We start from the raw sequence: 24,955 nt of genomic DNA on the forward strand, positions 1-24,955 counted from the left end.
CACGGCGTTGGAATATGTCACGGTGTATTCCTTAAACCAGATAGAAAATGACAACCCCAAAGGACCACTACCTCAAGTTGAAGCGCCAAGCAACGCGTTACATGTTGAAAGGAGATGTGGAACGCTACATGCGGCTCCTGCATGAAATGCTTACCATTCGTACGTTAAGCCGGATGGCAGTTTCTTAACTTGAAGACGATACAACTGCGGCGGCACTTTCTTGGAGGTGCCGCCGTACTTTTTTATAGATGTCAGCATGCATGTTCATGGAGGGTCGTAAATGCTATACCATGACCCGTCCATACCCGGTTTTCAAGGGATGTTTGAGGACTTGGCCTAGTAAGGTCCATTAAATTATAGTCCCGTCCCTGTAGGGCCGCCGAACTATTTTGCAATTCTCTGGATCCTTTCAGCGCGATCTTGCGTAGAAGGTTCCATGACGAAGAAGGACAAGATAGCCTTCATCAAAAGCAGTAAGCGAAAAACGCACGTGTACAATGACCTGAACCGTTACACGGAACAACAGTTGAATGACGTGATCCGAGAGATCGTGCAAGGCCTTATTCGCGAAAGCGAGATCATTGCCAACGCATACATCAACGGCTACCGTTAGCAAGGCTGAGCGTTCGCCCTGCCGAAGGCTGAAAGCCCTCAGGTAGCATAGCCCCTACGAAAGTTGGGGCTTTGTTACGTTCGGATGGTCCTTCGTGCATTTTTTGGTTTGAAATTCAGTTGATCGCACCAAGGTCAATTAGTCGTCACAGAAGGGTATCACATGGGCATTGAATGCGTCCTATCGCAGTTGCCCACTATATTTCGGAATATCCGGAACGAAAAATGACCGAACTTCTTCATATGCCAAGCTTTTGCGTCAATAAGCAAGGAACGGTCGACCTGAGTGCTTTCAAGACTGATCTTGGTGATGAACTCAAGAAAAAGGAATTGAAGGATTCACTCGAGAAGGACAGAGATCGTATAAGTGAGCTTCAAACCAAATTATATACAGAAGGTACAAGGTCGCTTCTCTTGATCTTCCAAGCAATGGATGCAGCGGGCAAGGACAGTTGTATCCGCCACGTTATGAGTGGTGTGAACCCACAGGGATGCAATGTGCATAGCTTCAAAGCACCTAATAGCGAGGAATTGAGCCATGATTTCTTGTGGCGACACGCCAAGGCCCTTCCGGCAAAGGGGATGGTCGGGATCCATAATCGGAGTCATTATGAAGAGGTGCTCGTCGTTAAAGTGCATCCGGAGTATTTGTTGGGCCAACATATTCCTGGGATCATGAAGCCGGATGATGCGGATAAAGCCTTCTGGGAGGATCGTTACGCGAGCATTCGGGAATTTGAAGCACATCTTGCACGGCAAGGAACTGTTGTGTTGAAATTCTTCCTCCACATGAGCAAAGCGGCTCAAAAGGAAAGGTTCCTTGAGCGTATCGAGGAAAAAGAGAAGAACTGGAAATTCAGTATGGGTGATATTGCGGAACGTGGACATTGGGATGCATATCAGAACGCATATGAGGAGGCGATAAGCGCTACTGCTGCTCCGCATGCACCTTGGTTCATAGTGCCAGCCGACGATCAATGGGAAAGTCGCGCGATCGTCGGGCGCTTGGTGCGCGAAGAACTGGAGGCAATGGACCCAATGGATCCGGAATTGAGCGCAAAAGACAAGAAGGAGCTGGAGGAAGGGAAAGTGCTGTTGTTGGCCGAATGAACGGTTTGAACGGTTCAAGTATCTTCGGAGCTTGATCGGTAGATGTTCGTCGGTTTTTACGGGTTGTTCTCAACGTCATGAATGCTCGGGTGGAATACTGTTCTTAGGTGTGCCAAAATCGGAATTTGATCGGATGGGAAAACTAAAGCGGTGGAGATTGGTGCCAGAGGTTGATAACGACCTGGTCCAAGCATTGGTGCATGATCGTTGCCCGGAACGTGGAGCGCGCATTCTGGTGCAGCGTGGAATTAAGGATCATGAGCAGGCATCCGTCTTCTTCAGGCCGTCCTTGGATCAGTTGCATGATCCGTTCCTCATGGCCGATATGAGGAAAGCGGTTGAACGGATCGAGGAGGCGTTGGCCGAGAAACAACGCATAATGGTCTATGGCGATTATGATGTGGACGGTACTACGGCCGTGGCGTTGGTCTATTCCTTTCTACAGAAATTCACGAGCAATATCTGCTTCTACATTCCGGATCGCTATGCAGAAGGGTATGGGATCTCTACGCAAGGGATCGATCATGCCAAATCCGAAGGAGTTGCGTTGATCATTGCGTTGGACTGCGGTATCAAATCCATTGACAAAGTGGAGTATGCCAACTCCAAAGGGGTGGACTTCATTATTTGTGACCACCACAGACCAGGGGATAAGTTACCCGCCGCGGTGGCTGTGCTTGACCCGAAACGGAATGATTGCAATTATCCATTCAAAGAATTGAGCGGCTGTGGTGTTGGTTTCAAGTTGATGCAAGCCTTGGCTCAGAACAACAACATGCCATTCAGTGACCTGGAACCATTGTTGGATCTAGTTGCGGTAAGCACGGCGTGTGATATTGTTCCCGTGAATGGCGAGAACAGGGTACTTGCACACTTCGGATTGCTGAGATTGAATTCCATGCCAAGGCCAGGTATTAAGGCAATGCTGGATATGAGCAACGCAAAAAGGACGCAGGGAATTACCGACCTCGTTTTTTCGATCGGACCACGGATCAATGCCGCAGGGCGCATCGAACATGGTAGCCAAGCAGTGGAATTGTTGTTGGCCAAACAAGCTCAGCAAGCTGCGGAGATCGGCAACCGTGTGGATGTGAACAATACACAACGCCAAGTGCTGGACAAGGACATTACACGTGAGGCCTTGGAACACATCGATGACCTTGTAACGCAAGATGGTTGGAGTACAGTGGTTTTTCAGGATACGTGGCATAAGGGTGTGATCGGGATCGTGGCATCGCGGTTGATCGAGAAACATTACAAACCCACCGTTGTGCTTACCGAAAGCAACGGTATGGCTGTGGGTAGTGCGCGAAGCGTGAAGGGGTTCGATGTGTACGAAGCGATCAATGCCTGCAGCGATCTATTGGAGCAATTCGGTGGACATATGTATGCCGCTGGTCTCAGTATGCCACTTGAGAATGTGGATGCCTTCAAGAAAAAATTCGAAGACGTGGTGCGCAATACAATGGATCCTGAATTGCGAATTCCGGAAGAAGTAGCTGACCTCGAACTACGACTAAAGGACCTGGATAAACCCTTGGTTGGTCTATTGCACTACATGGCACCATATGGTCCAGGGAATATGCGTCCCATGTTCCTGATCAGAGGGCTGGTGGATCGCGGTCGCGCCAGGATCGTTGGTGAGGATCACGTGAAAATGGAATTAGCACACCCGCAGGATCCAAAGCTTAGCTTCGATGCGATCGGGTTCAAATTAGGACACCATTTCGAAATGATCAAGACCGGAAAACCGTTCAGCGTGTTGTGTACGTTGGAAGAAAATGAATGGAATGGTCAAGTGAAAATGCAGTTGAACGTAAAGGATATCAAACCAGGTATACTTAATTTGTTGGTAGGCGAAGGTCAGAAGGAGTCTGCAATTGGAGTTGCGGGTCCGGCCTAGAACGTGCGACCTTTGAATGACCGGATAGAGAATGAAATGAAGAAAGCAACTCTCTTTTTTACGGGCATATCTGCATGCCTCCAGTTTTTTACTGCACGTGCGCAGACACCTACTTGGAGCGAGGATGTAGCGTGCATCGTTTACTCGCATTGCACAACTTGTCATCATGAAGGTGGAGCGGCGCATTTCAGTTTAACGACCTTCACTGATGCGTACTATTCACGGAATGACGTAAAGGCGGCAACGGAACTTGGCTACATGCCACCGTGGCCACCTGACCCCAATTATCGGTCCTTAGCACATGAGCGCGTGCTTACGCAAGAGGAGATCGATATCATTGGTTCATGGGTTGATGGTGGAGCGCCGGAAGGTGACCCTCTGTTGGCGCCACCGGTACCTATTTACGCCAACGCATCGCAAATTCCGCAGCCGGATCTTACCGCGATCATGGAAGATTACGTGGTACCTCCGAGCAGCAGTGATCTCTATAGATGCTTTGTGTTGGATATCGATAACCCGACCGATCAGTTCATTACAAAGTTGGAAGTAGTACCAGGTAACCGCCCTATCGTTCATCACGTTCTTGTTTTCCAGGATACATCGGGCCAAGCCCAGGTGTTGGATGATGAGGATATTGAACCCGGCTACACCAATTTTGGCGGGATCGGTGTGAACAGCGCAAAGCTTATTGGTATCTGGGTCCCTGGATCCGATGCCTTGGAAACACCAAGTGGTATGGGAATTAAACTATTTGCCGGAGCGGACCTCGTCATACAAGTGCACTATCCTGCATTGAGTACGGTTGAGTTGGACAGTACACGCGTGAACATCCAGTTCGGCACGGCTCCGTTCATGCGAGAACTTGCGATAGACCCCGTGCTTGATCATGTGGTTACGATCACGGATGGCCCACTGGTCATTGCGCCGAATGAGGTGCGAACCTTTCATGCACAATATACAGCTCCCATTGCCGCGACCATTACTGCGATCGGCCCTCACAGTCACTTGCTTGGAAAGAGGATGAAAGCGTATGCCATTCCACCCGGTGGTGATACCATTCCGCTGATCGACATACCCAAATGGGATTTCAGATGGCAGGGAATGTATCAATTCCGACATCCGATCTATTTGCCCGCTGGAACCGTGTTGTATGGTGAAGCAGATTACGATAACACGGCAGACAACCTGAGTAACCCGAATTCACCGCCGGATTGGGTATGGCTTGGCGAAGCCACTACCAACGAGATGATGCTCTTCTATTTCGCCTATGCATTCGGTATCCCAAGTGATGAGAATATCGTTGTGGATGATGCGCTACATGCGGAGCATTACCAGGATTGCGACCCGGCTTTCCAAGTGGGTGTGGAAGAGCTTCAGCTGGTTCCAGCGCTGGGGGCGTGGCCGATCCCTGCAAGCGATTTCTTGTCCGTTGCAACCTATGGTCGTAAAGGAGTTGTTCGGTTACTCGATATCAGCGGGCGGGCGATCATGCAGGAATCTGCGTCCAGTGATGTGGTCCGGTTCAATGTTGCTGATATCGCACGCGGCGTCTATTTCATCGAGCTTGTTTCAAAGCAGGGCTCAGCACCGCAACGTGTGAAAGTGCTTCTGGAATGATCGATCATACCTCGGATGAACATTTCATGCGGCATGCATTGCGCGAAGCAGAATTGGCTTTTCAGGCTGACGAAGTTCCGGTCGGTGTTGTTATCGTTTGCAAGGACCAGATCATTGCACGCGCACACAACCTCACCGAACGGTTGAACGATGTTACCGCACATGCCGAAATGCAAGCGATCACTTCAGCAGCACAGAACCTCGGCGGTAAATACCTGAAGGACTGTACGCTCTTCGTAACGTTGGAACCATGCGTAATGTGCGCTGGTGCTTTGCAATGGGCACAAATGGGGCGCATCGTTTTCGGTGCGTTCGATGAAAAAGCGGGGTATCGAAGGTTCGGTCAACGCACGTTGCATTCAAAGACCGTTGTTGTAGGTGGCGTATTGGAGGCGGAATGTGCCGATCTGTTGAAGGCCTTCTTCAAACGGAAACGGGCCTTATGACCGATGGCCCGAACACGGATCACGGTTTTCCTCAATACTTACCTTTGTACCACGCCTTGAGTGCCTGTATTGTTGATCAGAAGTGAATTGATCAGGTAAGGGAGGCGGCCGTTCTACGACAACCATATTGCACAACGGATAACGAATAACAAAAAACAAGACCCAATGTACCCAGCAGAATTAGTTGCCCCAATGAAATCCGAACTGACAGCTGTCGGTTTTGTAGATCTACATACTCCTGAGCAAGTTGATAAAGCATTGTCACAACCCGGCACGGTGTTGTGCGTGGTGAATAGCGTTTGCGGTTGTGCCGCAGGTGCTGCTCGCCCAGGTGTTAAGCAATCCTTGAATGGTGAAAAACGTCCAGATAATCTGGTTACGGTTTTTGCTGGTGTGGACACTGATGCCACGAACCAAGCACGTAAGCATTTCCTGCCTTATCCGCCAAGTAGCCCTTCAATGGGATTGTTCAAGGATGGTAAGCTTGTGCATTTTCTGGAGCGCCATCACATAGAAGGTCGCAGTGCCGAGATGATCGCCGAGAATTTAGCGATGGCTTACGACGAGTTCTGTTAGACCTGATCGTTAGTTGTTGGTCATTCGGCAGCTGAGCTGATAAGCAACTAACAACAGGAATGAAGCCTTTGAGAACTGGCCTCCTATTGGGAGGCTTTGTTCGTTTTGATCAAGGCGTCAGTGTAAGGGTCATCGAGTTGCCGCGACGATCACTACTATGACACTTGTGTGAGCACCTTTGAATAATTTCACCATTCGACCGCTTCACTATGAAACACCTTTTGACGCTCCTTCTTGTACTGCCCCTTTTCGGCAATTCACAAACGCTGGTCAGTATCATGCCACAGCAGCGTACTGCGTTATTGGAAGAATTCACAGCGATCAATTGTGGTAATTGTCCTGCGGCACATGCTGTAGCTACAAACCTCTTTACACAGTACAATGATCAGTTGGTAGGGGTTGAAGTACATGGTGGGTCCCTTGCGAATCCCTCCTCAGGGCAACCCGACTTTCGTACAACGGATGGTACGGCATTGTGGAGTGTATTCGGCGTGAACTTCCAACCGCAGGGCACGGTGAACCGCGAAGCCTTGTCCGGTGCTTCAAGTTGGAGCAACGCTGTCAGCAATATCCTTTCACAAACATCGCCGGCCAATATTGGAATTGCCGCTACCGTTGAGAACGGTATGCTGACCGTTGATGTCGAAGTGTATTATACCAGTACTCCGGCGAACAATGATGAGATCCATGTGGCATTGACCCAGGATCATATTATCGGGTATCAACAGGATTATGGGAATGGCGCACAACAGAATTATGATCATCGCCATGTACTACGTGATATGATCACCGATGTAGCTGGTGATCCAGTTGCAGTTAATACGTTAGGAACCTTGGTGGAACGTACGTACACATTGACCTTGGACCTGGATTGGACCATTGCAGATCTGCGCGTGGTAGCATTTATTGGGCCAACTACCGGAGCAGTTTATCAAGTGAAGCAAGTAAATGCCGATGGCGGAATTACAATGGCGGTAGACGGTCAAGAACGACATTCAATGATCGGTGCTATTTATCCCGTTCCGGCAACTGACGCAGTAGTGATCAATGTGGGCCCAACGGCTGCAGGGCACATCATGTTTTTGCGTGATGCCACGGGGCGTGTGGTCTTGCAAGAACGCGTTGGCATTGGTGCGACCAATGTGATCATGAACGTCTCGGGTCTAGCAGCGGGACTCTATACCGCAGGATTCATCGGTAGCAAAGCGCGGATGATCATTGTAGAGTGACCTCGCATTCAATTTGCATTCATAACGAAGAAGCCCCGCTGGAATTTCCAGCGGGGCTATTCATTAAAAGGTTCGAAGGTTATTGAACGATCAAGCGCTTAGTGCCTTGTTGGCCATCTTTCGAATAAATACGGAGCTGGTAAATTCCTACAGGCAGTGTGCTTACGTCCAAGTCATGTATTTGCACGCCGTTGGCTGTGTTGGTCAATTGTTCGTTACGCAACAAGCGGCCCATAAGATCCGTTAGTTCAAGCTGCATGCTGTATCCAACACCAGAGTACACCAGCTTTGTGCTGTTCGTTGTGGGATTAGGATAGAGGTCAATACCGATCGCGTTGAATGGTCCTTCTTCCATCTGAAGTGGGGCATCGCGGAGCCATAGGGTTCGTTCATAATGAGAGGTGACCGTGTTATAGACCGTAATGGTTTCATCAGAGAGCGTGACGTACGGAACCAAGACTCCGGGTTTGTAGAACATATGGTTGATGTAAATGTGGCGATAGGGCGTGTTGCCATGCTGATCAATATAATCTTCAGTCCGTTTCACCCTCAATACATTGGATACTGTTCCGTAAGGCATGACCAGCTCGCCATAGCCGTCCGCAACACATGTTATCGTACCGGTCCGGCTGGCTGAAGAAGCCCCGTAGGTCCCGCTCCATTCATCCGTCCATGTTGTGTTATAGGAACATGGGAATGACAGGATCATTTCAGAGTCATCGTAAAATGCCAGAGAATTATCAGAAGAAGTAAATGCCCCTATCTTGAACCAACCGGCTGCGTTCACTTCGCAGTATTCGTAGATTCCCCCAGACGTATGAATAGCCCAATTCGAAGTAGGGAAAGACGAGGCGTTATTCGTAGTTGAGGCTAAAGCAATTCCATGGTTTCCAGTGCCCGGAGAAGACAACGTTGAAAAATCCCAAGTTTGATCAGGTCCGGGTGGGGTAGGCTCGACATATAGTGTGCTTCCAGTATTATAGGTTATTGTTGCCACAGGAATATTGGTCGTACTGGTAAGCGTTTGTGCTGTTGCCGAAATACCGACGATAGTTGCGAATTGTAATAATGAAATTCTCATTCTAATTGTATTTGATGTTGTGCAATTTAGGCAGATCGTTACCTAAGATCATGTTAGGCACTGATCATTCAATGCAGATTCCAGTGCATGTGCTTGTTTCGATGAATGTCCGTGAAACAAAAAGCCCCACCAACATGACAGGGCTTTTCAATTCTAATTGATCTTCTCAAAAAGAGATCGAGCAAGGTCAGACCACTCCCTGATCCAACATCGCGTCAGCAACTTTTACGAAGCCAGCGATGTTCGCACCTTTTACGTAGTTAATGCTCTTGCCTTCCTGACCGTGCGCTACACAAGCAGCATGGATGTTCTTCATGATCGCATGCAACTTGGCATCCACTTCATCGCGGGTCCAAGCCATACGCAAACTGTTCTGGCTCATCTCCAAACCGCTGGTTGCTACTCCTCCAGCGTTGCTGGCTTTACCCGGAGCAAATACCACGTTCGCGTTCTGTAGAATGGTGATCGCATCAGGGGTGGTCGGCATATTGGCTCCTTCTGCCACATACTTCACACCTTTCTTGATCAAGCTCTTCGCATCGTTTGCATCCAACTCGTTCTGGGTAGCGCAAGGCAATGCAACATCGCACTTAGCAACTACATCCCATGCGCTAGCACCTTTCACGAACTTCGACCCTTTGAATTTCTTGGTGTATTCTTCGATACGACCACGCGTTACGTTCTTAAGGTCCATCAAGAAAGCGAGTTTCTCTTTGGAAATACCAGCTGGGTCATAGATCGCGCCACTGCTATCACTGGCGGAAACCACTTTCGCACCGAACTGGGTCGCCTTTTCAATGGCGTATTGTGCAACGTTTCCACTTCCGCTTACTGCTACCACCTTGCCTTTGAAGCTGGTCTTGTTGCGGGCCATCATTTCCTGTGCGAAATAGACACAGCCATAACCCGTCGCTTCCGGACGGATCAATGATCCACCCCAACTGGTGCCCTTGCCGGTAAGGACGCCGGTGAATTCATTGGCCAAGCGCTTGTACTGCCCGAATAAGTATCCGATCTCGCGACCACCAACACCGATATCACCAGCAGGTACGTCGGTGTCAGGGCCGATGTGGCGGAATAATTCCGTCATCATGCTCTGGCAGAAACGCATTACCTCCGTATCGCTCTTTCCTTTCGGGTCGAAATCACTTCCACCTTTTCCACCGCCCATTGGCAAAGTGGTAAGGCTATTCTTGAAGGTCTGTTCGAAACCGAGGAACTTCAAGATGCTCAAATTCACGCTCGGGTGGAAACGCAGACCGCCTTTGTACGGCCCGATCGCGCTGTTGTATTCCACACGGAATGCGCGGTTCATTTGGGTAACACCTTTGTCATCCACCCATGGCACGCGGAATATAATGGTGCGCTCCGGCTCTACCATGCGCTCCAAAAGCATTTTGCCTTTGTACTTCGGATTGGCTTCAATGAACGGGATCACCATTTCGGCAACCTCGTGTACAGCTTGAAGAAATTCGGGTTCGTTTCCATTACGGACCTTCACTTCGCTCATGAAAGCGTCAACCAGTTTTTGGTTATTGGGTGCAGTTTTGGCGGTTGCCATACGTTTTGGGGTTGAAATAGGCCGCGAAGGTAGAACTGTCATTGGTGTTGACAAGCGGTTTCGGGAAGGTTTTTAACGCAAGTTCAAGGATATGGTTTCATTTGAAGAGTGCCCCATTATCTACGGACCTTGAGTGGTCGACAGGTGATCCTGGGCCCCAAAATGGATCGTCCTGGTTCGAAACGCTACCACTCTTCGTTCGGGAAGCGAGCCGCCATTGGTTCGTTCATCCTCAATTCAATGCATATACCTTTCCCGGCAACACACGCACAACCCCACTGAACTCCAAATTCAATAAAAGACCTGCGGCCTTGCCTTGTGCCATCCTGCTTTGGATGCACAGCGTGTCGATATCCACTTTGCCTTGGGTCTTGAGTATGTCAACAAGGATCTGCTCATCGGGCATCAGGTCCACGAATAATGATGGTTGTACTGGTTTCTTATGCTTGGGCAACCACTCCATCAAGGTGATCACATCCATAGGGCTTGTGATCAACGCGGCTTTGTTCTGTTGGATCAGTTTGTTGCAACCCTCACTGCGCGGATCGCTTGGTCGCCCGGGAAAAGCAAATACATCACGATCATAACTGCTTGCAATATCAGCGGTGATCAACGATCCTCCCTTTGGAGCACTTTCCACTACAATGGTGCAATCCGTTAGTCCGGCTATGATCCGGTTCCGAGCTGGAAAATTTCCTGGTGCGAAGGGGCTATCGCTTGGTAATTCCGTTATCAATGCACCATTCTCCAACATGTCCTTTGCTGTTGCGGCGTGCTCTGCTGGATACAATCGATCAAGACCATGGGCTACGCAGCCTATGGTCGCCATGCCATTCTTCAACGCAGTGCGGTGGGCGACTATGTCGATTCCATACGCTAATCCACTTACTATGGTGGCGTTGCATTCTTTCAAGCCTTCCACAAGTTCAACACACAAGCGTTTCCCTTGTTCAGTTGGTGTGCGCGTTCCCACGACCGCGACCATGTGCTGACCGTCCAATTCGGAATTGCCTTTCGCGTACATGAGCACAGGTGAATCCACGCACTCATGCATGCGTTTCGGATACGTATCCCGGTCCAAATAGAACAGCATGCGCAGCTTATGCTTCTGCACATACACCAACTGCTTTTCAGCCAGTGGAATGATCTTCTTGTCCGTTATGCTCCCGATCAACTTCGGACCAATACCCGGGATCTTTTCTAAGGTATTCTTCAATTTCCTGTCTGTGAAGATCGTATCCACCCCGCCACAGTAGGCAACCAAGTTCCGGGCATTCACTGGACCAATGCCTTTTAGCATCGAGAGTGCGATGCGGTGTATCCATTTTTGATCTTCCACGCGCTCTTTTTCTACATTTACCCGCACCACGAACACAACCAACTCTAATTCAGGGGGTGTTCGGGCAAATGTAACCGCAACGCGATCCTTATTGAACAGCACAAATGAAAAGGTTTGTCTACTTACTGCTAGCTGGCTTTGGGTTTCTCCAAACGCAAGCACAGGATGCCACTTTGCGCGGTACTATAACCGACGCGGCCAGCAGCGAAACATTGATCGGCACAAGCGTACAGTACGCATCGAACAAGGGGATGGTCACCGATGTGGATGGCTCCTACATGTTTACGCTCCCTCCTGGTGAATATGAATTGCATATTAGCATGATCGGGTATGCCCCGCGTTCCGAGAAGGTGATCCTAACAGCAGGAGAAGATCGAAGGTTGGACATCAAGCTGGTCGTTTCAACTGCCCAGCTCGATCAAGTTGTTGTTAGTGCTGGTAGGTTCGAACAACGGGTAGGAGAGGTAACACAATCCTTAAGCGTCCTAAGACCTGATATCGTGCAGAACAAGAACATTACCTCCATGAGCGACGCATTGGACCAAGTGCCCGGCGTGGTGGTGGTGGATGAAGATCCGCAAATACGTGCAGGCAGCGGGTTCAGCTACGGAGCGGGATCCCGCGTACAAGTGTTGGTGGATGACATTCCTATTCTGAGCGGGGATATCGGACGGCCTAATTGGACGTTCCTGCCGCTGGAGAACTTGGAGCAAGTAGAGGTGATCAAGGGCGCATCTTCGGTGCTCTACGGTAGTGCCGCGCTTAGTGGGGTGATCAACGTACGGACCGCGTTCCCAAGGCAGGAACCTAAAACCCGTGTTGTGGCGTTCACAGGTATGTATGATACGCCTGGCAGCGCCCAAGCGAAGTGGTGGGGAGATAACAACCCTACCATTTCCGGGGTCAATTTTTTCCACTCTCGCATGATCGGTAATCTGGATCTCGTAGTTGGCGGGAATGCACTTTCGGATGATGGTTTCGTAGGCCCCGAGCCGATCTCACCGGATTCCCTTGCCGTTGATCCGCTTCGCATCGGGCCCGGTGGGTATGACAAGCGCATCCGATTCAATACCGGGTTGCGGTGGCGTAATAAAAAGGTGAAAGGCCTCAATTATGGTATTAATACCAACGCTATGGAAAGCCGGAATACAAGCGTTTTCATCTGGGATGATGTGGAAGAAGGACAATACCGACCCGAACCGAACACCATTACCGTTACGCAAGGCACGCAGTTCTATATCGACCCGTTCCTGAATTATTTCTCGAATGCCGGTACGCGGCATTCCATCCGAACTCGCTGGCACCGCCAGATCTTCGAGAACAGTGGTGGCCAAAGCAATAGGAACGATGTTCTCCATGCTGAATACCAGATCCAACAGAAATTACAACTATTCGGCGAGACCGTTATTACCGGTGGATTGGTCCTACGCTCGGTAAAGAGTGATGCGGAGTTATACAGGCTAACGGAAACCAGCTCCGGATTGAACACCGCTGAGAACCTTGCCGGATTCATTCAGCTGGATAAGAAGCTCTGGAACAAACTCGCTATTTCCGCTGGCGTCAGGTATGAGCAATTCACCGTGAATGATGAAGTTGCTGCCAGACCGGTAGTGCGAGCAGGGGCTACGTACCAAATACACAAAGCTACTTTCCTTCGCGCCAGCTACGGCGAAGGGTTCCGCTTCCCTACGATCGGTGAGCGGTTCATCAATACCAGTGTGGGCCAGTTGGTGATATACCCCAATGCGGAGCTGCGACCGGAGGAAAGTTGGAACGTGGAAGGAGGCGTGAAACAAGGCTTCAAGATCGGAAATTTCATGGGATATGTGGATGCCGTCTATTTCCAACAAACATTCACCGATTATGTGGAATTCACCTTTGGACAATGGACTCCGTTCGTTTCCTTCTCCAACCCTGGTTTCGGTTTCAAAAGTGTGAATACAGGTGGTGCCAAGGTTACCGGATATGAATTCGAGCTAGGTGGCAAGGGAAAGATCGGTGGAGTGGAGATCGGAGTGCTTGCGGGTTACACCCATACCACGCCCATTTCCACTACACCGGATGAGGTCTATTCACGTTCCGCAGGTCTTGGTGCACTTCCCTATTCGTATAACACAACGAGTTCCAATACCGAGGGCAATATCCTGAAGTTCCGAGTGCGTGATATGTTCCGATCGGACATCCAACTGACCTATCACAAGGTATTCTGTGGTTTCAGTGTTCGCTACAACAGTCATGTGCGCAACATCGATAAGGTCTTCGTTGATCTGGATGAGTCGACCTCTTCAGCACTAAGCCTGAAGACCGGGGTAAGTTCCTGGATGAAGACCCATACAACAGGAACTACATTGGTGGATGTACGTGCAGGGTTGGACCTTACGGAAGAAGTGCGGCTTTCCGTTATCGTGAACAACCTCACGAATGAGGTTTATGCTTTGCGCCCTTTGGCGATCGAAGCGCCGCGTACATTCCAGGTACAGATGACCTTCGAGTTATGAAAAGCATGCGCGTTCTGGCGGTGATCCCGGCGCGCTATGCAAGTAGTCGGTTGCCCGGTAAGCCGCTGGTGGATATCGGTGGCAAGAGCATGGTGCAACGGGTATGGGAACAGGCCAGCAAGGCAACAGGTATTCTTGAGGCTGTAGTGGCAACGGATGATGAACGGATCATGCATCACGTAGCTGCATTCGGCGGTAAGGCGGTCATGACCTCTCCGGATCACCCGAGTGGTACGGACCGCTGTTTCGAAGCATTGCAGATCAGTGGTGCACATCGATTTGATGCAGTCGTGAATGTGCAAGGTGATGAGCCATTCATTGAACCCTTGCAGATCGACCAACTTTGCCAAACACTCGTTGCCGCGCCCGGCGGAATAGCTACCTTGGCGCAAGTAGTAACGGATGATCATGATCTTGATGATCCCGGAGAAGTATTGATCACGGTCAATACTAAAATGGATGCACTTTATTTCAGTCGTGCCGCGATCCCTTTCCTACGTGATGTCAGTGACGGACAAAGGCATGAACATTTCCGTTTCTTAAAACATGTTGGTCTGTACGGGTATCGATCGGAAGTGTTGGAGCAATTGGTCAGCTTGAAGCCATCGCCGTTGGAAGTGGCTGAAGGTCTGGAACAATTACGCTGGGTGGAGAATGGACACAAGGTTCGTATCGGCCTTACTGAACACCCTTCATTCTGCGTGGATACACCTGCGGATCTTGAATTAGCACGAAAACGGATCTCTGGGTTAAATTCGCACCGCTAAGAATGGGTATCGCGCGGGAATTGCATCAGCTTCTTTATTGCCACGACTGTGTTATTGTACCGCAATGGGGCGGTTTCCTTACACAGTACAAAAGCGCCAGATTGGATGAAGGCCGTAAACTGGTGCACCCACCTGGCAAGGATCTAAGTTTCAACCGGAACTTGGTTCGTAATGATGGTGTTCTAGCGGATCATATCGCAAAATGCGAAGGGATCTCATTCGATCGTGCTACGGCTAAGATCGCTACGGAAGTTGCCAACTGGCGCAGTGAAATGGACCAGCATGGCAGGGTGGAAGTGCCCCATATCGGGATATTCTACAGAGATAGCGATCGGAACCTCCAGTTCGATCCGGACAAGCGCGTCAACTTCTTGAAAGATGCATACGGGCTGCGTCCTGTTCCAGCGATCCTCCTCGAGCAAAAGGCTCCTGTTGTTCGAACCTTGGACCCTGTGGTTTCCGTGGCAGAACCAGTTGAACGGCCCACGTCCATTTTCTGGGCTGCTGCGGCTTCTGTGGCATTGCTTCTAAGCGCTTCAGCCGTATGGTACTTTACATCCGGTCAAGGGCAACGTGCGGAATGGGCCAATTTCGCACCACTAGGAAAACCAGCCATCACATACTCCGCTGTAACGATCGCGGTACCAGACATTGCAGAGCTGCCGGTCTTCACCTTACCTAACGATCAATTAGGCGTACAGAAGATCCCGATCACAACGGATGACGAGACCATGGTCACTGTTGATCTGGGTATGCCTTCGCCACCGGAAAAGGAGATCGCTCCGACACCGAAGATCGCGGTGGAAAAGTCCGTAGCGGACATCCCGGCGCCCAAGGTCGAAGTGCCACTGATGAACAAACGGTTCCACTTGATCGGTGGTTGTTTCGCGCAACCGGAGAATGCAGATAAATTGCTGGAACAACTACGCAATTCGGGGTACGCAGCATTACGACTTGAAGAACATAAAGGACTTCACCCCGTCGCGTTCGGTAGCTATGCCACAAGGGCAGAAGCAGTTAAGGCGCTTGATGCGTTGCGAACGGATCCTTCACGTTCAGCTTGGTTACTGATCCGTTGATCCTACTCCATAACTTAGTACCCACGAGAACGGCAGTAATGCATGAATTGAATTTAGAATTCTGTACCATTTATTTTTTGGAGAACGACGTTGCACACACGCACTTCAAAGGAGAACGGACCATCTCTGCCGAACAGGTACAAGAGATGTTCGATGCGATCGAGAAAGAACGGGGTGGACGTAAGGTGTTGCTCATGGTCTCCGTTGGGGCCGGAACTACCATGAGCAATGAAGCTCGTGCGTATGCATCAACCGAGGATTCCTGTAAATACATTGCCGCGGACGCTATCCTGGTCCGTGATTTCGGTCATCAGTTGGCTGCGAATGTTTTCGTTCGACACCATAAACCGCATAGGCCCATCCAAATGTTCAATGACAAGAACAAGGCAATGGATTGGTTGGCCATGCAACGTAATTTGATCTGAGCATGAGTATATTTCGTTGGAGCTTTATCACGGCTGTATTAGCATTTCCTGTTCTTTCAACGGCGCAAATTGTTGTTGTGCCTGCTGCAAGAACGATCAAGACAAGTAAAGCAGAAGTTGTTGCTTTGGCCATTGCGCCAAAAGGTGACCGTATTCTTGTTGGTCTTAACGACGGCGCAGAGCTTTACGATATCGAAAGTGGAAAGATGGTGGGAACATACCCCTTCAATGAAGATGATGGTACTGCGGTGTACCATGTGGGCTTCAATGATAATGGCGAGAAAGTGGTATTGATCGGACACTCCGGCAAACGAGCCGTGTGGAACGTGAAGACCGGTAAGCGGGAGATGGTGCTGCGGGATAACCTTTGGATACCGACCTATCAGGACGCAACCAGAATGGGATTGATAGGAAAGAACTCCAATTTCGATCGCTTCTATCAGCAAAGCGAATCAACGTTCGGTGACTATACCGTACGTACAGGAAAGAGCGGTGTGATCGAGTTCGTGGATGCCGAGAATAAAGTGGTACAGACCATTGAGTTCCCGGAGAATAAGGACCAACACCACCGTGCGCCATTGCTCTTCTGGGAGGAGTGGTTCATTACCGGTACTGATGACGGACAAGTGCTGTTCTACACACTTCCGAAGTAACTCGTTCACGGTATGGCTGCCAATGCATCAGCCACATGCTTCTCCCCATACAATGTGCTTTTGGTGATCGCTATGATCAACCCTTGTTCATCGATCACGTAAGTAAGTCGATGGTCCAGTAACCCGAATAGCCTACCTACATGATAGGCTTTGCGTGCTGTGCCTTTATCATCGACCAATAACCGGAAGGGTAACGAGAATTTATTGGCGAATCGCTGATGTGATGCAGCATCCTGAGCACTTATTCCGATAACCTCGGTATCCGCATTCACGAACGTTTCATACGAATCACGGAAGGCACAGGCCTCCACAGTGCATATTGTTGTGTCATCCGCTGGGTAGAAAAAGATCACAGCATTCTTCTTTCCACGCAGTTCGCTCAGGCGAAAGCGATCACCGTGTTGGTCCAAAAGATCAATTTCGGGGGCATTGCTGCCGATCTTCAACATTTCTCGCTGGGTTGTGTGCAAAGAACGCTGTTCTATTGCGCATTGATCGAAGCGCAAACTTGGCGGTCTACATTTGCCTCCCATATCACATTCCGAAGCCCCTCCTTTATGAGCCCGAACACTTCCAGATCCACTACCGATAGTTATACCGAAACAACTCACCTGATCCTGCCGAACGATACCAATACACTCGGCAACCTCTTCGGTGGGCAACTCTTGAAGTGGTTGGATATGAGTTGCGCAATAAGTGCACACAGGCATTGCAAGGGCTTGGCAGTGACTGCTGCGGTGAACAATGTCAGCTTCGATAAACCCATTAAACTAGGCGACTTCGTTACCATTAAGAGCCACGTGAGCCGCACTTTTGCTACCAGTATGGAGGTATGGGCAGACGTATGGATCGAAGATCAAATGAGCGGTGAACGCATCAAAGCCAATAGCGCGATCTACACCTTCGTTGCTGTGGATCGGGATGGCCGATCCACACGGGTGCCTGAGGTGGTGCCCAGTAACGAGGAGGAACAGATCAAGTTTGATGGAGCGTTGCGTCGTCGGCAATTGCGTTTGATCCTAAGCGGAAAAATGAAACCCGAGGAAGCAACGGAATTGAAGAAATTATTCGCGATCCAATAGTCGCGATCGCGATCCGCGTCCCACTAGCTCTCACAGAAGAATTCACCGGTCTCGGTATCCAAAGCACGCAGTTCCAATTTCCTGAGGATCGTTGAAACGTAAGTTGAACTTTGATCACCACCGAAAACGTGTACCAATAGATACCGGACTTCATCGCGGTTCTCCATGTGGAACTGGATGCTCATGTCCACGCCTTCATCACGCAAGAAGATCCAGTCACTTCCTTCGCCCTCGGCTTTTGGTAGAGCTTGATAGATCTTTGCCATGAGGTCCGTTCGCTTGCCGATCGGCTTGGGAACATGGCTATTGGGAACTTCCTTGATCGATGGCACCAATGGTAGGTCCTGAATGTAGATATCCCAGCTCATGAGCGGGTATTACGTGATCTGTTCGGCCAAAGTTGCAATCCGCTGTAGGTCATGCTTTTCCATGCAATGGAAATGACCTTTTGGGCAATCATTGAAACCGATCTTGGAACACGGGCGGCACGAAAGCCCCAGAACTTCAGAAATGTGGGCACGTTCCGGGTTTGTTGGAATGTAGGGTCCCATACCGAATGAAGGAACGGTATTGCCCCAAATGCTTACCACATTCTTGCGATACGCACATGCGATGTGCATGGCGCCACTATCATGCGCTATCACCGCGCGCGCTTGCTCTATCAATGATGCGCTGCCCAGAATATCATACTTACCGGTAACGTCCCAAGCGCGTCCACCTACTTCGTTCGCAATGCCACGGGCAATACGCACATCGTCCTCGCCACCGATCAAGACCAGCGGACCTTCGATCATTTGCACCAGTTCGATCCAACGGTGTTCCGGCAATCGCTTGGTAACGTGAGCCGCACCTATGGCCAGTGCGGTATATCCATTCTGATGCGTTGTTGGTAGGTCGCTCAACTTCACCGCCCGTTCCTGTGGTATGAAAAAGTCCAACCCTGCTCCATCATTCTTCACACCTAAAGAAGCCACCGCACTGAGATAGCGGTCCACGATATGGATCTTGGGCATACGGTCCCACTTCAGGTTTACCAAAAGCCATTTCTCCACGTTCAATTTCGGGAAGCTATGTGAAGGAACGCCGAGACCCCGTTTTATCCTAGCGGTACGTAGGTTGTTGTGCAGGTCGATGACGACATCGAACTTTTCCGGTTTCAATTTTGCGATCAACGCATTGATATCCTCATCCAATTCTTGAACTTTAGTAACGTTCGGGTTGAACTTCACCAGATCCGCAAATACCGATTTGGTCGCGAAATGGATCTCCGCATCAGCTACTTGCTTTTTGAGGCACCGTAGTACCGGACTGGTAAGCACAATATCACCGATGGAACTGAATCGAAGTACAAGGATCTTCATGGATGAGGAACGGCAACCCATTGGTATTGGGCAGTCCCGTAAAATACGCTGTCAAAAGTAGGCCCTGTTCTTCGACTTTGAAGGGCTCAAGTTCGAGCTCGACTCCGTTACTTCGCGCCATGTTCATCGATACGCACGCTCATCTGTATCATAACCAATTCAAAGGCGACCGGGCAGCCATGGTGCAACGCGCGCTGGATGCAGGGGTGAAGAAGTTGTTCCTGCCCAACATCGACAAAGAAAGTATCGAGGCAATGGATGCACTGGCAGAAGCGTATTCGGATGTTTGCTACCCAATGATGGGGTTGCATCCCTGTTCGGTGAGCGAGGATAATGAAGTACAAATGGCCGAGGTTGAACGGCTGTTGCGCACAGGACGTTATTGTGGCGTAGGAGAGATCGGCATCGATCTGCATTGGGACAAGACCTTTTTGATCCAACAGCAGGACGTCTTTCGGCAGCACGTGCGCTGGGCGAAGGAAATGGCGTTGCCCATCGTTATCCATTGTCGCGAGAGCTTCGAGGAGACCATTGCTATTGTTGAAGAGGAGAACGATGATCGACTGCACGGTGTATTCCATTGTTTTACGGGAACTCCAGAACATGCGGAACGGATCAAAGCACTGGGCGATTTCTATTTGGGTATCGGTGGCGTTATCACCTTCCCGAACGGTGGCCTCGCAGAAACAATGGCCGTTGTAGGTGCTGACCATTGCGTGTTAGAAACCGATGCCCCCTATCTAGCGCCCGTTCCGCATCGCGGTAAACGCAACGAGAGCAGCTATATTCCCTTGATCGCTGCAAAACTTGCTGAAGCTTGTGGCCTTACGCTCGAACAGGTCGCTGCCATTACTACCGCAAACGCCGAACGTCTTTTTGCCCCACGTAACGCATGAAACAACCTTCTGTTCTTCTGATCTATACCGGTGGCACCATCGGCATGTGGGCTGACCCTAAGTCTGGTGCGCTACAACCCATGGATCTTGCACATCTGGAAGAGCAAGTCCCAGAATTGGAGCGTGTAAAAGTGGATCTGGAAGCGGTCGCGTTCGAAGAGCCGATCGATAGCAGCGATATGAACCCGGAGCATTGGGTGCGCTTGGCCGAGATCGTAGGGGAAAACTACGACCTGTACGATGGTTTCGTAGTACTGCACGGCAGCGATACCATGGCCTATACCGCGAGTGCACTCAGTTTTCTGCTCGAATGCTTGAACAAACCGGTGATCCTTACGGGTTCCCAATTACCCATTGGCACCATCCGTACCGATGCCAAAGAGAACCTTATCACCGCCATTGAGATCGCGGCTGCAAAAGACGAAGAAGGAAGAGCAATGGTCCCGGAAGTGGCCGTGTATTTCGAATACGGACTTATGCGAGGTAACCGGACCGTTAAAGTGCATGCAGAGCGTTTCGAAGCCTTCCGGTCACCCAATTGGCCAGCTCTGGCAGAAGCCGGCGTACACATCAAATACGATCGGTCGGCGATCTTGACTCATCGTTCCGCAAAGTTCAAGGTGCATACTGCATTCAACACCGAAGTGGCCGTGATCCGCTTGTTCCCTGGAATTCGACCAAGTTGGGTGCATCATGCTTTGTCACAACCGGGACTTCGTGCCGCGATCATTACCACGTTCGGTAGCGGAAATGGCCCGCGGGACCCGTTGTTCATCAGTGCGTTGAAGGAAGCGACACAACGGGGCGTGCTCTTGGTGAACATTACCCAATGCGTAGGCGGCAGAGTAGAACAAGGGAAATACGCCACCAGCCAAGCCTTCCTGAAAATGGGCATGGTTTCCGGTGCGGATCTGACAATTGAGGCTGCAGTGACGAAGCTTATGTTCCTATTGGGGATGTACTCGAAGAACGAGGTCGTTGCTCAACATTTCGTGCAGTCCTTGGCAGGAGAACTAACTGAGTAGCTTACTTTCGCGCCCCGCCACACAACAAGATCGTGGGGCGTACAACCGGAGAGATGGCCGAGTGGTTGAAGGCGCACGCCTGGAAAGTGTGTTTGCTCGAAAGGGTAACGGGGGTTCGAATCCCTCTCTCTCCGCCAATGTGACGCCGCGTAGCGGCGTTCATTTTAATACGATCGCGCTCGAACTAGCTCGAAAAAGCGATCGTATTAAAATGAACCAGGTCACGCAGCGACCGTCACATTGAAGCCCTCTGCCGTCCGACAGAAAGACCGACCAAAGGGAGGTCAATCCCTTACCGCGAAGATTTCAGGGTCTACGATCTCACTAGGCACATTACATATTCAGAGATCGTGAGTTGAACGTAATAGCATTACATCCACTCACCACCACTTCCTTACCTTTGAAGCCCTTAAAAACGATGGTCCGCATCGGCCCCATAGAACTTGGCGAATTCCCGCTGTTGCTCGCTCCCATGGAGGATGTGAGCGATCCGCCGTTCCGTGCGTTGTGCAAAAAGCATGGTGCAGATCTGATGTATACGGAGTTCATCAGCAGTGAAGGGTTGATCCGAAGGGCGGCCAAAGGCATGAAGAAGCTCGATATTTTCGAGAATGAACGCCCTGTTGGTATTCAGCTTTTCGGTGGCTCAGAGGATGCGATGGAAGAGGCGGCCCGCATTGCTGAAGAAGTGCGACCAGATCTGATCGATATCAATTACGGGTGCCCCGTTCATAAGGTCGTGAATAAAGGCGCCGGTGCATGCTTGTTACAGGACGTGGACAAAATGGTGCGGCTCACCAAAGCGGTCGTTAATGCTGTCAAGGTGCCGGTGACAGTGAAAACACGCCTTGGTTGGAACGACCACACCAAGAACATCATGGAAGTGGCCGAACGGTTACAGGAAGTCGGTATCCAGGCATTGGCGATCCACGGTCGCACACGTGCACAACTCTACAAAGGCCCCGCGGACTGGACATTGATCGGTGAGGTGAAGAACAACCCACGCATCAATATCCCGATCTTCGGGAATGGCGATATCGATTCACCGGAAAAGGCCGTTGAATATCGCAATCGCTACGGCGTGGATGGGATCATGATCGGAAGGGGCTCGATCGGCCATCCATTCATTTTCAACGAGATCAAGCATTTCATGGCCACGGGTACACATCTACCGGCGCCAACAATTGAAGACCGTGTGGAAGCCTGTCGCGAACACTTGTTGAGCTCACTTGCATGGAAAGGTCCGTGGGAAGGTGTTGTTGAAATGCGGCGCCACTACGGCAATTATCTCCGTGGTCTTCCCAACGTGAAGGAAGTGCGCCTTCGCCTGTGTACGGAACGCGATCCCAAGATCATTGAAGAGATCCTGGACGAAGTGATCGCACTGTATTCGGTGGAGGTTGCCGTGTGAAGTGAGGTGAATGGTGAATGGTGAACGGTGATAGGACCGACCCATTACCCCACTTTGTTCTAATTGATCAGGCAAGTGAATAAAAGTCAGTAGCACATGCTGAATGGTGATCGGACCGACCCATTCACCATTCACCATTCACCGACCTCACCACGTGTTCAAGAACCGCTTGCTTAACGTCCTTAACGGTACCCATGCGGCCAACACGCCGATAGTAAGCACCGTGAAGAAGATCACAACGAGGTCCTCTGCTTGCACTAATACGGGATAGGCTTCCACAACTGATCCGCTCAAGGCCACGAACCCGAATTGTTGCTGCGCGAAACAGATACCAAGGCCAAGCGCCAATCCAGCAAAAATGCCGACGATCACGATCAACAATCCTTCATTGAAGAACACCCTGCGTACCACGCCCGGTGTGGCTCCCATACTGATCAGCGTTCTCATGTCCTGCTGTTTCTCGATCATCATCATGGTCAACGATGCGATGATGTTGAACGCCCCGATAAGGCCAATGAAAACAAGAATGATGAACGTGAACAATTTCTCCGATGCATTGGTCTGATACATCAACGCATTTTTCTGGTAACGCGTTTTTACAATGAACGATGGGCCGAGGTCCACGCGCAGTTTTTTCGCTACCCGGTCCATGTCCTTGGAGTTTTTTAGTTGAACCTCCAAGGCACTCACGGAGCTGTCATAATGCAATACTTCTTGTGCGAATTCAAGCGGCACCACAGCATATTTAGCGTCGAACTCCATGTTCATCGTATACGTTCCGCTTACGGCCAATGACGACTGCTCGAAGGCCCGCTGTTGGTACTTGCTCAGTTTTCGTCCACGTATCGGAGCGCTTATTTCCAACGGCTGGAAAACACCATCATCCAACGGAACGGCAAGGTCGGTCTTCAATGCAATGCCAAGTATCGCGGTCGGGCCGGTGGTTCCTTCCAATGAAATGGCGCCATCGAACAAGAAGTCCTTCAGCCTGCTCATCTCCAAGTACTGTGGTTCCACGCCTTTCATGGTTGCAACGCCTTGCTGATCACCGCACCGCAACAATACATTTTCTTCGATCACCCAACTTGATCGTTGTACTTCCGGCAGCGCGTTCAATTGCGAAAGGTCAAGCGTATTCTTAGGGAAGGTCTTACCCGTTGCCGGAGTGATGGTGATGTCCTGATCGAACGGACTGTAAATGGAATCCACAAGATCACCGATACCGTTCAATGTGCTCAGCACAACGACCATTGCGCCGGTCACCACAGCGATCACCACGATGCTGATGATGGTGATCACATTCACTGCGTTCTGCGAGCGCTTGGCCAATAAATACCGACGAGCGAAGAGCAGTGGGAGGTTCATTGTTCGTACGATCTACTTCCAAGCTTTAACGATCAGTCCTGTACCCGTGCTGTGCTTCATGCGCACATCGAACATGTTCAACACGAATGCGATCGGGTAGGCGATCACGTAATAGAAGGGTAGTAGGATGAAGAATAATTTGCTCGCCTGCAACATGAGCAACGGCCACTTCATGCTGAGCTTCCAGCTGATCTTGCCCGGTGCTCCATAACTGTAGCGCGCTTCAACTTTCGTGAATCCATTTCGCAGACACTTCGCTCGGATGTCGTCGATGTTATACCCATCGCGCACATGCTCTTCAATGAAAGAGCCTTCACCTTCCTCATGCACATCGCTACCACCTTGGTCGCTCGGTGTGCTGATGATCAACATGCCGCCGGACTTAAGCGATGTGCTGTAACACTTCAACGCCGCTTCATCTTCGAGAATGTGTTCCATGACATCCACACAAACTACTAGCTCGAACGTATCCGCTTTGGTGAATTTGGTAACGTCCCCAACTTCGAATTTAACCTGAGTGCGACCGATCTTGCTGAAGAATGCATTGCAGTCAGCAACCTGTTCATCCTTCACATCGATCGCAGTAATGTTCCACTTCCTGCTCTTGCTGCTTAGCCAATAGGTGTATTGCCCGAATCCAGCACCAGCATCGTAGATCGCTAGTTGCCGATCACGCTTATCAGCAGCCCATTTGGTAAGCTCTCGCTGAATGTGCCATGCTCTTAGTAAGAGCAGGTCCAGAAGGCCGTAGAAGATCTTGCGCAGAAAGGGCGTACGGTTGAAGACCACCCCTAACCGACGTTTTACCGGATCATACTGCATTGCCCTTTGGGAATGAAAAATGGAGAATGATAAATGTAGAATTTAGAATGTGCCGCATCGACGGTCAGGTTCACTGATCTGTATGTTCTGGGTTTCT

General features: G+C 50.3%; 25 protein-coding genes and 1 tRNA gene. 18 read left to right on the forward strand and 8 right to left on the reverse strand.

Annotated elements, in window-relative coordinates; all coding sequences use genetic code 11:
- Nucleotides 1-47: 47 nt before the first annotated feature.
- From IPF95_05910 to IPF95_05945, 8 genes are all read left to right on the forward strand, one after another.
- On the forward strand, nucleotides 48-188 hold the full coding sequence (locus tag IPF95_05910) for a hypothetical protein (GenBank protein ID MBK6474229.1): 141 nt from the start codon (nucleotides 48-50) through the stop codon (nucleotides 186-188).
- 248 nt (nucleotides 189-436) lie between these two features.
- A complete protein-coding gene (locus tag IPF95_05915; protein MBK6474230.1) occupies nucleotides 437-613 on the forward strand; it encodes a hypothetical protein in 177 nt (58 codons plus the stop codon).
- A 242-nt stretch (nucleotides 614-855) separates the two neighbouring features.
- Nucleotides 856-1,722, forward strand: a complete 867-nt coding sequence (locus IPF95_05920; protein ID MBK6474231.1) for a polyphosphate kinase 2 family protein — start codon at nucleotides 856-858, stop codon at nucleotides 1,720-1,722.
- A gap of 133 nt (nucleotides 1,723-1,855) precedes the next feature.
- Nucleotides 1,856-3,625: a single-stranded-DNA-specific exonuclease RecJ gene (recJ, locus tag IPF95_05925; GenBank protein MBK6474232.1), complete on the forward strand. Its 1,770-nt coding sequence runs from the start codon at nucleotides 1,856-1,858 to the stop codon at nucleotides 3,623-3,625.
- A 3-nt stretch (nucleotides 3,626-3,628) separates the two neighbouring features.
- Nucleotides 3,629-5,242, forward strand: coding sequence for a T9SS type A sorting domain-containing protein (locus IPF95_05930; protein MBK6474233.1), 1,614 nt, complete (start codon nucleotides 3,629-3,631; stop codon nucleotides 5,240-5,242).
- Nucleotides 5,239-5,688 (forward strand): nucleoside deaminase, encoded by a 450-nt coding sequence (locus tag IPF95_05935; GenBank protein MBK6474234.1) that lies wholly within the window; start codon nucleotides 5,239-5,241, stop codon nucleotides 5,686-5,688. The genes IPF95_05930 and IPF95_05935 overlap by 4 nt, the downstream gene beginning before the upstream one ends.
- 165 nt (nucleotides 5,689-5,853) lie before the next feature.
- Nucleotides 5,854-6,264: a BrxA/BrxB family bacilliredoxin gene (locus tag IPF95_05940; GenBank protein ID MBK6474235.1), complete on the forward strand. Its 411-nt coding sequence runs from the start codon at nucleotides 5,854-5,856 to the stop codon at nucleotides 6,262-6,264.
- A 209-nt stretch (nucleotides 6,265-6,473) separates the two neighbouring features.
- Entirely contained in the window at nucleotides 6,474-7,493 is a 1,020-nt protein-coding gene (locus IPF95_05945) for an Omp28-related outer membrane protein (GenBank protein ID MBK6474236.1), read from the forward strand.
- A 79-nt stretch (nucleotides 7,494-7,572) separates the two neighbouring features.
- On the opposite strand, the gene IPF95_05950 is transcribed toward IPF95_05945, so the two are convergent.
- From IPF95_05950 to dprA, 3 genes are all read right to left on the reverse strand, one after another.
- On the reverse strand, nucleotides 7,573-8,574 hold the full coding sequence (locus IPF95_05950) for a T9SS type A sorting domain-containing protein (protein ID MBK6474237.1): 1,002 nt from the start codon (nucleotides 8,572-8,574) through the stop codon (nucleotides 7,573-7,575).
- Between the two features lie 187 nt (nucleotides 8,575-8,761).
- Nucleotides 8,762-10,135, reverse strand: a complete 1,374-nt coding sequence (gene gdhA / locus IPF95_05955; protein MBK6474238.1) for an NADP-specific glutamate dehydrogenase — start codon at nucleotides 10,133-10,135, stop codon at nucleotides 8,762-8,764.
- A 232-nt stretch (nucleotides 10,136-10,367) separates the two neighbouring features.
- Nucleotides 10,368-11,435 (reverse strand): DNA-protecting protein DprA, encoded by a 1,068-nt coding sequence (dprA, locus tag IPF95_05960; GenBank protein MBK6474239.1) that lies wholly within the window; start codon nucleotides 11,433-11,435, stop codon nucleotides 10,368-10,370.
- A 143-nt stretch (nucleotides 11,436-11,578) separates the two neighbouring features.
- Here dprA and IPF95_05965 point away from each other — a divergent pair, with 143 nt between their 5' ends.
- Genes IPF95_05965 through IPF95_05985 form a run of 5 tightly spaced genes read left to right on the forward strand, consistent with a single transcriptional unit; the run spans nucleotide 11,579 to nucleotide 16,896 of the window.
- Nucleotides 11,579-13,972: a TonB-dependent receptor gene (locus IPF95_05965; GenBank protein MBK6474240.1), complete on the forward strand. Its 2,394-nt coding sequence runs from the start codon at nucleotides 11,579-11,581 to the stop codon at nucleotides 13,970-13,972.
- 5 nt (nucleotides 13,973-13,977) lie between these two features.
- Nucleotides 13,978-14,739 (forward strand): 3-deoxy-manno-octulosonate cytidylyltransferase, encoded by a 762-nt coding sequence (kdsB, locus tag IPF95_05970; GenBank protein MBK6474241.1) that lies wholly within the window; start codon nucleotides 13,978-13,980, stop codon nucleotides 14,737-14,739.
- 2 nt (nucleotides 14,740-14,741) lie between these two features.
- Entirely contained in the window at nucleotides 14,742-15,818 is a 1,077-nt protein-coding gene (locus IPF95_05975) for an SPOR domain-containing protein (GenBank protein MBK6474242.1), read from the forward strand.
- A 38-nt stretch (nucleotides 15,819-15,856) separates the two neighbouring features.
- Nucleotides 15,857-16,243: a hypothetical protein gene (locus IPF95_05980; protein MBK6474243.1), complete on the forward strand. Its 387-nt coding sequence runs from the start codon at nucleotides 15,857-15,859 to the stop codon at nucleotides 16,241-16,243.
- A 2-nt stretch (nucleotides 16,244-16,245) separates the two neighbouring features.
- A complete protein-coding gene (locus tag IPF95_05985) occupies nucleotides 16,246-16,896 on the forward strand; it encodes a hypothetical protein (protein MBK6474244.1) in 651 nt (216 codons plus the stop codon).
- Between the two features lie 5 nt (nucleotides 16,897-16,901).
- On the opposite strand, the gene IPF95_05990 is transcribed toward IPF95_05985, so the two are convergent.
- Complete coding sequence (locus IPF95_05990; GenBank protein MBK6474245.1) at nucleotides 16,902-17,345, reverse strand: peroxiredoxin; 444 nt, start codon at nucleotides 17,343-17,345, stop codon at nucleotides 16,902-16,904.
- 108 nt (nucleotides 17,346-17,453) lie between these two features.
- On the opposite strand from IPF95_05990, the gene IPF95_05995 reads away from it, so the two are divergent.
- Complete coding sequence (locus tag IPF95_05995; GenBank protein ID MBK6474246.1) at nucleotides 17,454-17,978, forward strand: acyl-CoA thioesterase; 525 nt, start codon at nucleotides 17,454-17,456, stop codon at nucleotides 17,976-17,978.
- Between the two features lie 23 nt (nucleotides 17,979-18,001).
- Here IPF95_05995 and IPF95_06000 read toward each other — a convergent pair whose 3' ends face one another.
- Both IPF95_06000 and IPF95_06005 read right to left on the reverse strand, forming a co-directional pair.
- Nucleotides 18,002-18,346 (reverse strand): hypothetical protein, encoded by a 345-nt coding sequence (locus tag IPF95_06000; protein ID MBK6474247.1) that lies wholly within the window; start codon nucleotides 18,344-18,346, stop codon nucleotides 18,002-18,004.
- 9 nt (nucleotides 18,347-18,355) lie between these two features.
- A complete protein-coding gene (locus IPF95_06005; GenBank protein MBK6474248.1) occupies nucleotides 18,356-19,339 on the reverse strand; it encodes a glycosyltransferase family 9 protein in 984 nt (327 codons plus the stop codon).
- 119 nt (nucleotides 19,340-19,458) lie between these two features.
- On the opposite strand from IPF95_06005, the gene IPF95_06010 reads away from it, so the two are divergent.
- The 4 genes from IPF95_06010 to dusB all read left to right on the forward strand — a co-directional run bounded on the left by IPF95_06010 (nucleotide 19,459) and on the right by dusB (nucleotide 22,671).
- Nucleotides 19,459-20,235, forward strand: a complete 777-nt coding sequence (locus IPF95_06010; GenBank protein ID MBK6474249.1) for a TatD family hydrolase — start codon at nucleotides 19,459-19,461, stop codon at nucleotides 20,233-20,235.
- Nucleotides 20,232-21,260, forward strand: a complete 1,029-nt coding sequence (locus IPF95_06015; GenBank protein ID MBK6474250.1) for a type I asparaginase — start codon at nucleotides 20,232-20,234, stop codon at nucleotides 21,258-21,260. Before IPF95_06010 ends, IPF95_06015 begins: the two co-directional genes overlap by 4 nt.
- A gap of 47 nt (nucleotides 21,261-21,307) precedes the next feature.
- Nucleotides 21,308-21,397: transfer RNA gene (locus tag IPF95_06020), tRNA-Ser, on the forward strand.
- 281 nt (nucleotides 21,398-21,678) lie between these two features.
- Entirely contained in the window at nucleotides 21,679-22,671 is a 993-nt protein-coding gene (gene dusB, locus IPF95_06025; GenBank protein MBK6474251.1) for a tRNA dihydrouridine synthase DusB, read from the forward strand.
- Nucleotides 22,672-22,818: 147 nt separating this feature from the next.
- Here dusB and IPF95_06030 read toward each other — a convergent pair whose 3' ends face one another.
- Entirely contained in the window at nucleotides 22,819-24,036 is a 1,218-nt protein-coding gene (locus IPF95_06030; GenBank protein MBK6474252.1) for an ABC transporter permease, read from the reverse strand.
- A 12-nt stretch (nucleotides 24,037-24,048) separates the two neighbouring features.
- Nucleotides 24,049-24,858, reverse strand: a complete 810-nt coding sequence (locus tag IPF95_06035; protein MBK6474253.1) for a class I SAM-dependent methyltransferase — start codon at nucleotides 24,856-24,858, stop codon at nucleotides 24,049-24,051.
- Nucleotides 24,859-24,955 lie beyond the last annotated feature (97 nt).

This window comes from Flavobacteriales bacterium, from assembly GCA_016704485.1.
Classification (GTDB): Bacteria; Bacteroidota; Bacteroidia; order Flavobacteriales_F; family PHOS-HE28; genus PHOS-HE28.

Coding starts and splice junctions, on each gene's coding strand:
- IPF95_06035 (MBK6474253.1), bottom strand. CDS start 24,858: ATGCAGTATGATCCGGTAAAACGTCGGTTAGGGGTGGTCTTCAACCGT.
- IPF95_06030 (MBK6474252.1), bottom strand. CDS start 24,036: ATGAACCTCCCACTGCTCTTCGCTCGTCGGTATTTATTGGCCAAGCGC.
- IPF95_05995 (MBK6474246.1), top strand. CDS start 17,454: ATGAGCCCGAACACTTCCAGATCCACTACCGATAGTTATACCGAAACA.
- recJ (MBK6474232.1), top strand. CDS start 1,856: ATGGGAAAACTAAAGCGGTGGAGATTGGTGCCAGAGGTTGATAACGAC.
- IPF95_05945 (MBK6474236.1), top strand. CDS start 6,474: ATGAAACACCTTTTGACGCTCCTTCTTGTACTGCCCCTTTTCGGCAAT.
- dusB (MBK6474251.1), top strand. CDS start 21,679: ATGGTCCGCATCGGCCCCATAGAACTTGGCGAATTCCCGCTGTTGCTC.
- IPF95_05915 (MBK6474230.1), top strand. CDS start 437: ATGACGAAGAAGGACAAGATAGCCTTCATCAAAAGCAGTAAGCGAAAA.
- kdsB (MBK6474241.1), top strand. CDS start 13,978: ATGCGCGTTCTGGCGGTGATCCCGGCGCGCTATGCAAGTAGTCGGTTG.
- IPF95_06005 (MBK6474248.1), bottom strand. CDS start 19,339: ATGAAGATCCTTGTACTTCGATTCAGTTCCATCGGTGATATTGTGCTT.
- IPF95_05940 (MBK6474235.1), top strand. CDS start 5,854: ATGTACCCAGCAGAATTAGTTGCCCCAATGAAATCCGAACTGACAGCT.
- IPF95_05920 (MBK6474231.1), top strand. CDS start 856: ATGCCAAGCTTTTGCGTCAATAAGCAAGGAACGGTCGACCTGAGTGCT.
- IPF95_05965 (MBK6474240.1), top strand. CDS start 11,579: ATGAAAAGGTTTGTCTACTTACTGCTAGCTGGCTTTGGGTTTCTCCAA.
- gdhA (MBK6474238.1), bottom strand. CDS start 10,135: ATGGCAACCGCCAAAACTGCACCCAATAACCAAAAACTGGTTGACGCT.
- IPF95_06000 (MBK6474247.1), bottom strand. CDS start 18,346: ATGAGCTGGGATATCTACATTCAGGACCTACCATTGGTGCCATCGATC.
- IPF95_05950 (MBK6474237.1), bottom strand. CDS start 8,574: ATGAGAATTTCATTATTACAATTCGCAACTATCGTCGGTATTTCGGCA.
- IPF95_06010 (MBK6474249.1), top strand. CDS start 19,459: ATGTTCATCGATACGCACGCTCATCTGTATCATAACCAATTCAAAGGC.
- IPF95_06015 (MBK6474250.1), top strand. CDS start 20,232: ATGAAACAACCTTCTGTTCTTCTGATCTATACCGGTGGCACCATCGGC.
- IPF95_05980 (MBK6474243.1), top strand. CDS start 15,857: ATGCATGAATTGAATTTAGAATTCTGTACCATTTATTTTTTGGAGAAC.
- IPF95_05910 (MBK6474229.1), top strand. CDS start 48: ATGACAACCCCAAAGGACCACTACCTCAAGTTGAAGCGCCAAGCAACG.
- IPF95_05935 (MBK6474234.1), top strand. CDS start 5,239: ATGATCGATCATACCTCGGATGAACATTTCATGCGGCATGCATTGCGC.
- dprA (MBK6474239.1), bottom strand. CDS start 11,435: ATGCTAAAAGGCATTGGTCCAGTGAATGCCCGGAACTTGGTTGCCTAC.
- IPF95_05985 (MBK6474244.1), top strand. CDS start 16,246: ATGAGTATATTTCGTTGGAGCTTTATCACGGCTGTATTAGCATTTCCT.
- IPF95_05975 (MBK6474242.1), top strand. CDS start 14,742: ATGGGTATCGCGCGGGAATTGCATCAGCTTCTTTATTGCCACGACTGT.
- IPF95_05990 (MBK6474245.1), bottom strand. CDS start 17,345: ATGTTGAAGATCGGCAGCAATGCCCCCGAAATTGATCTTTTGGACCAA.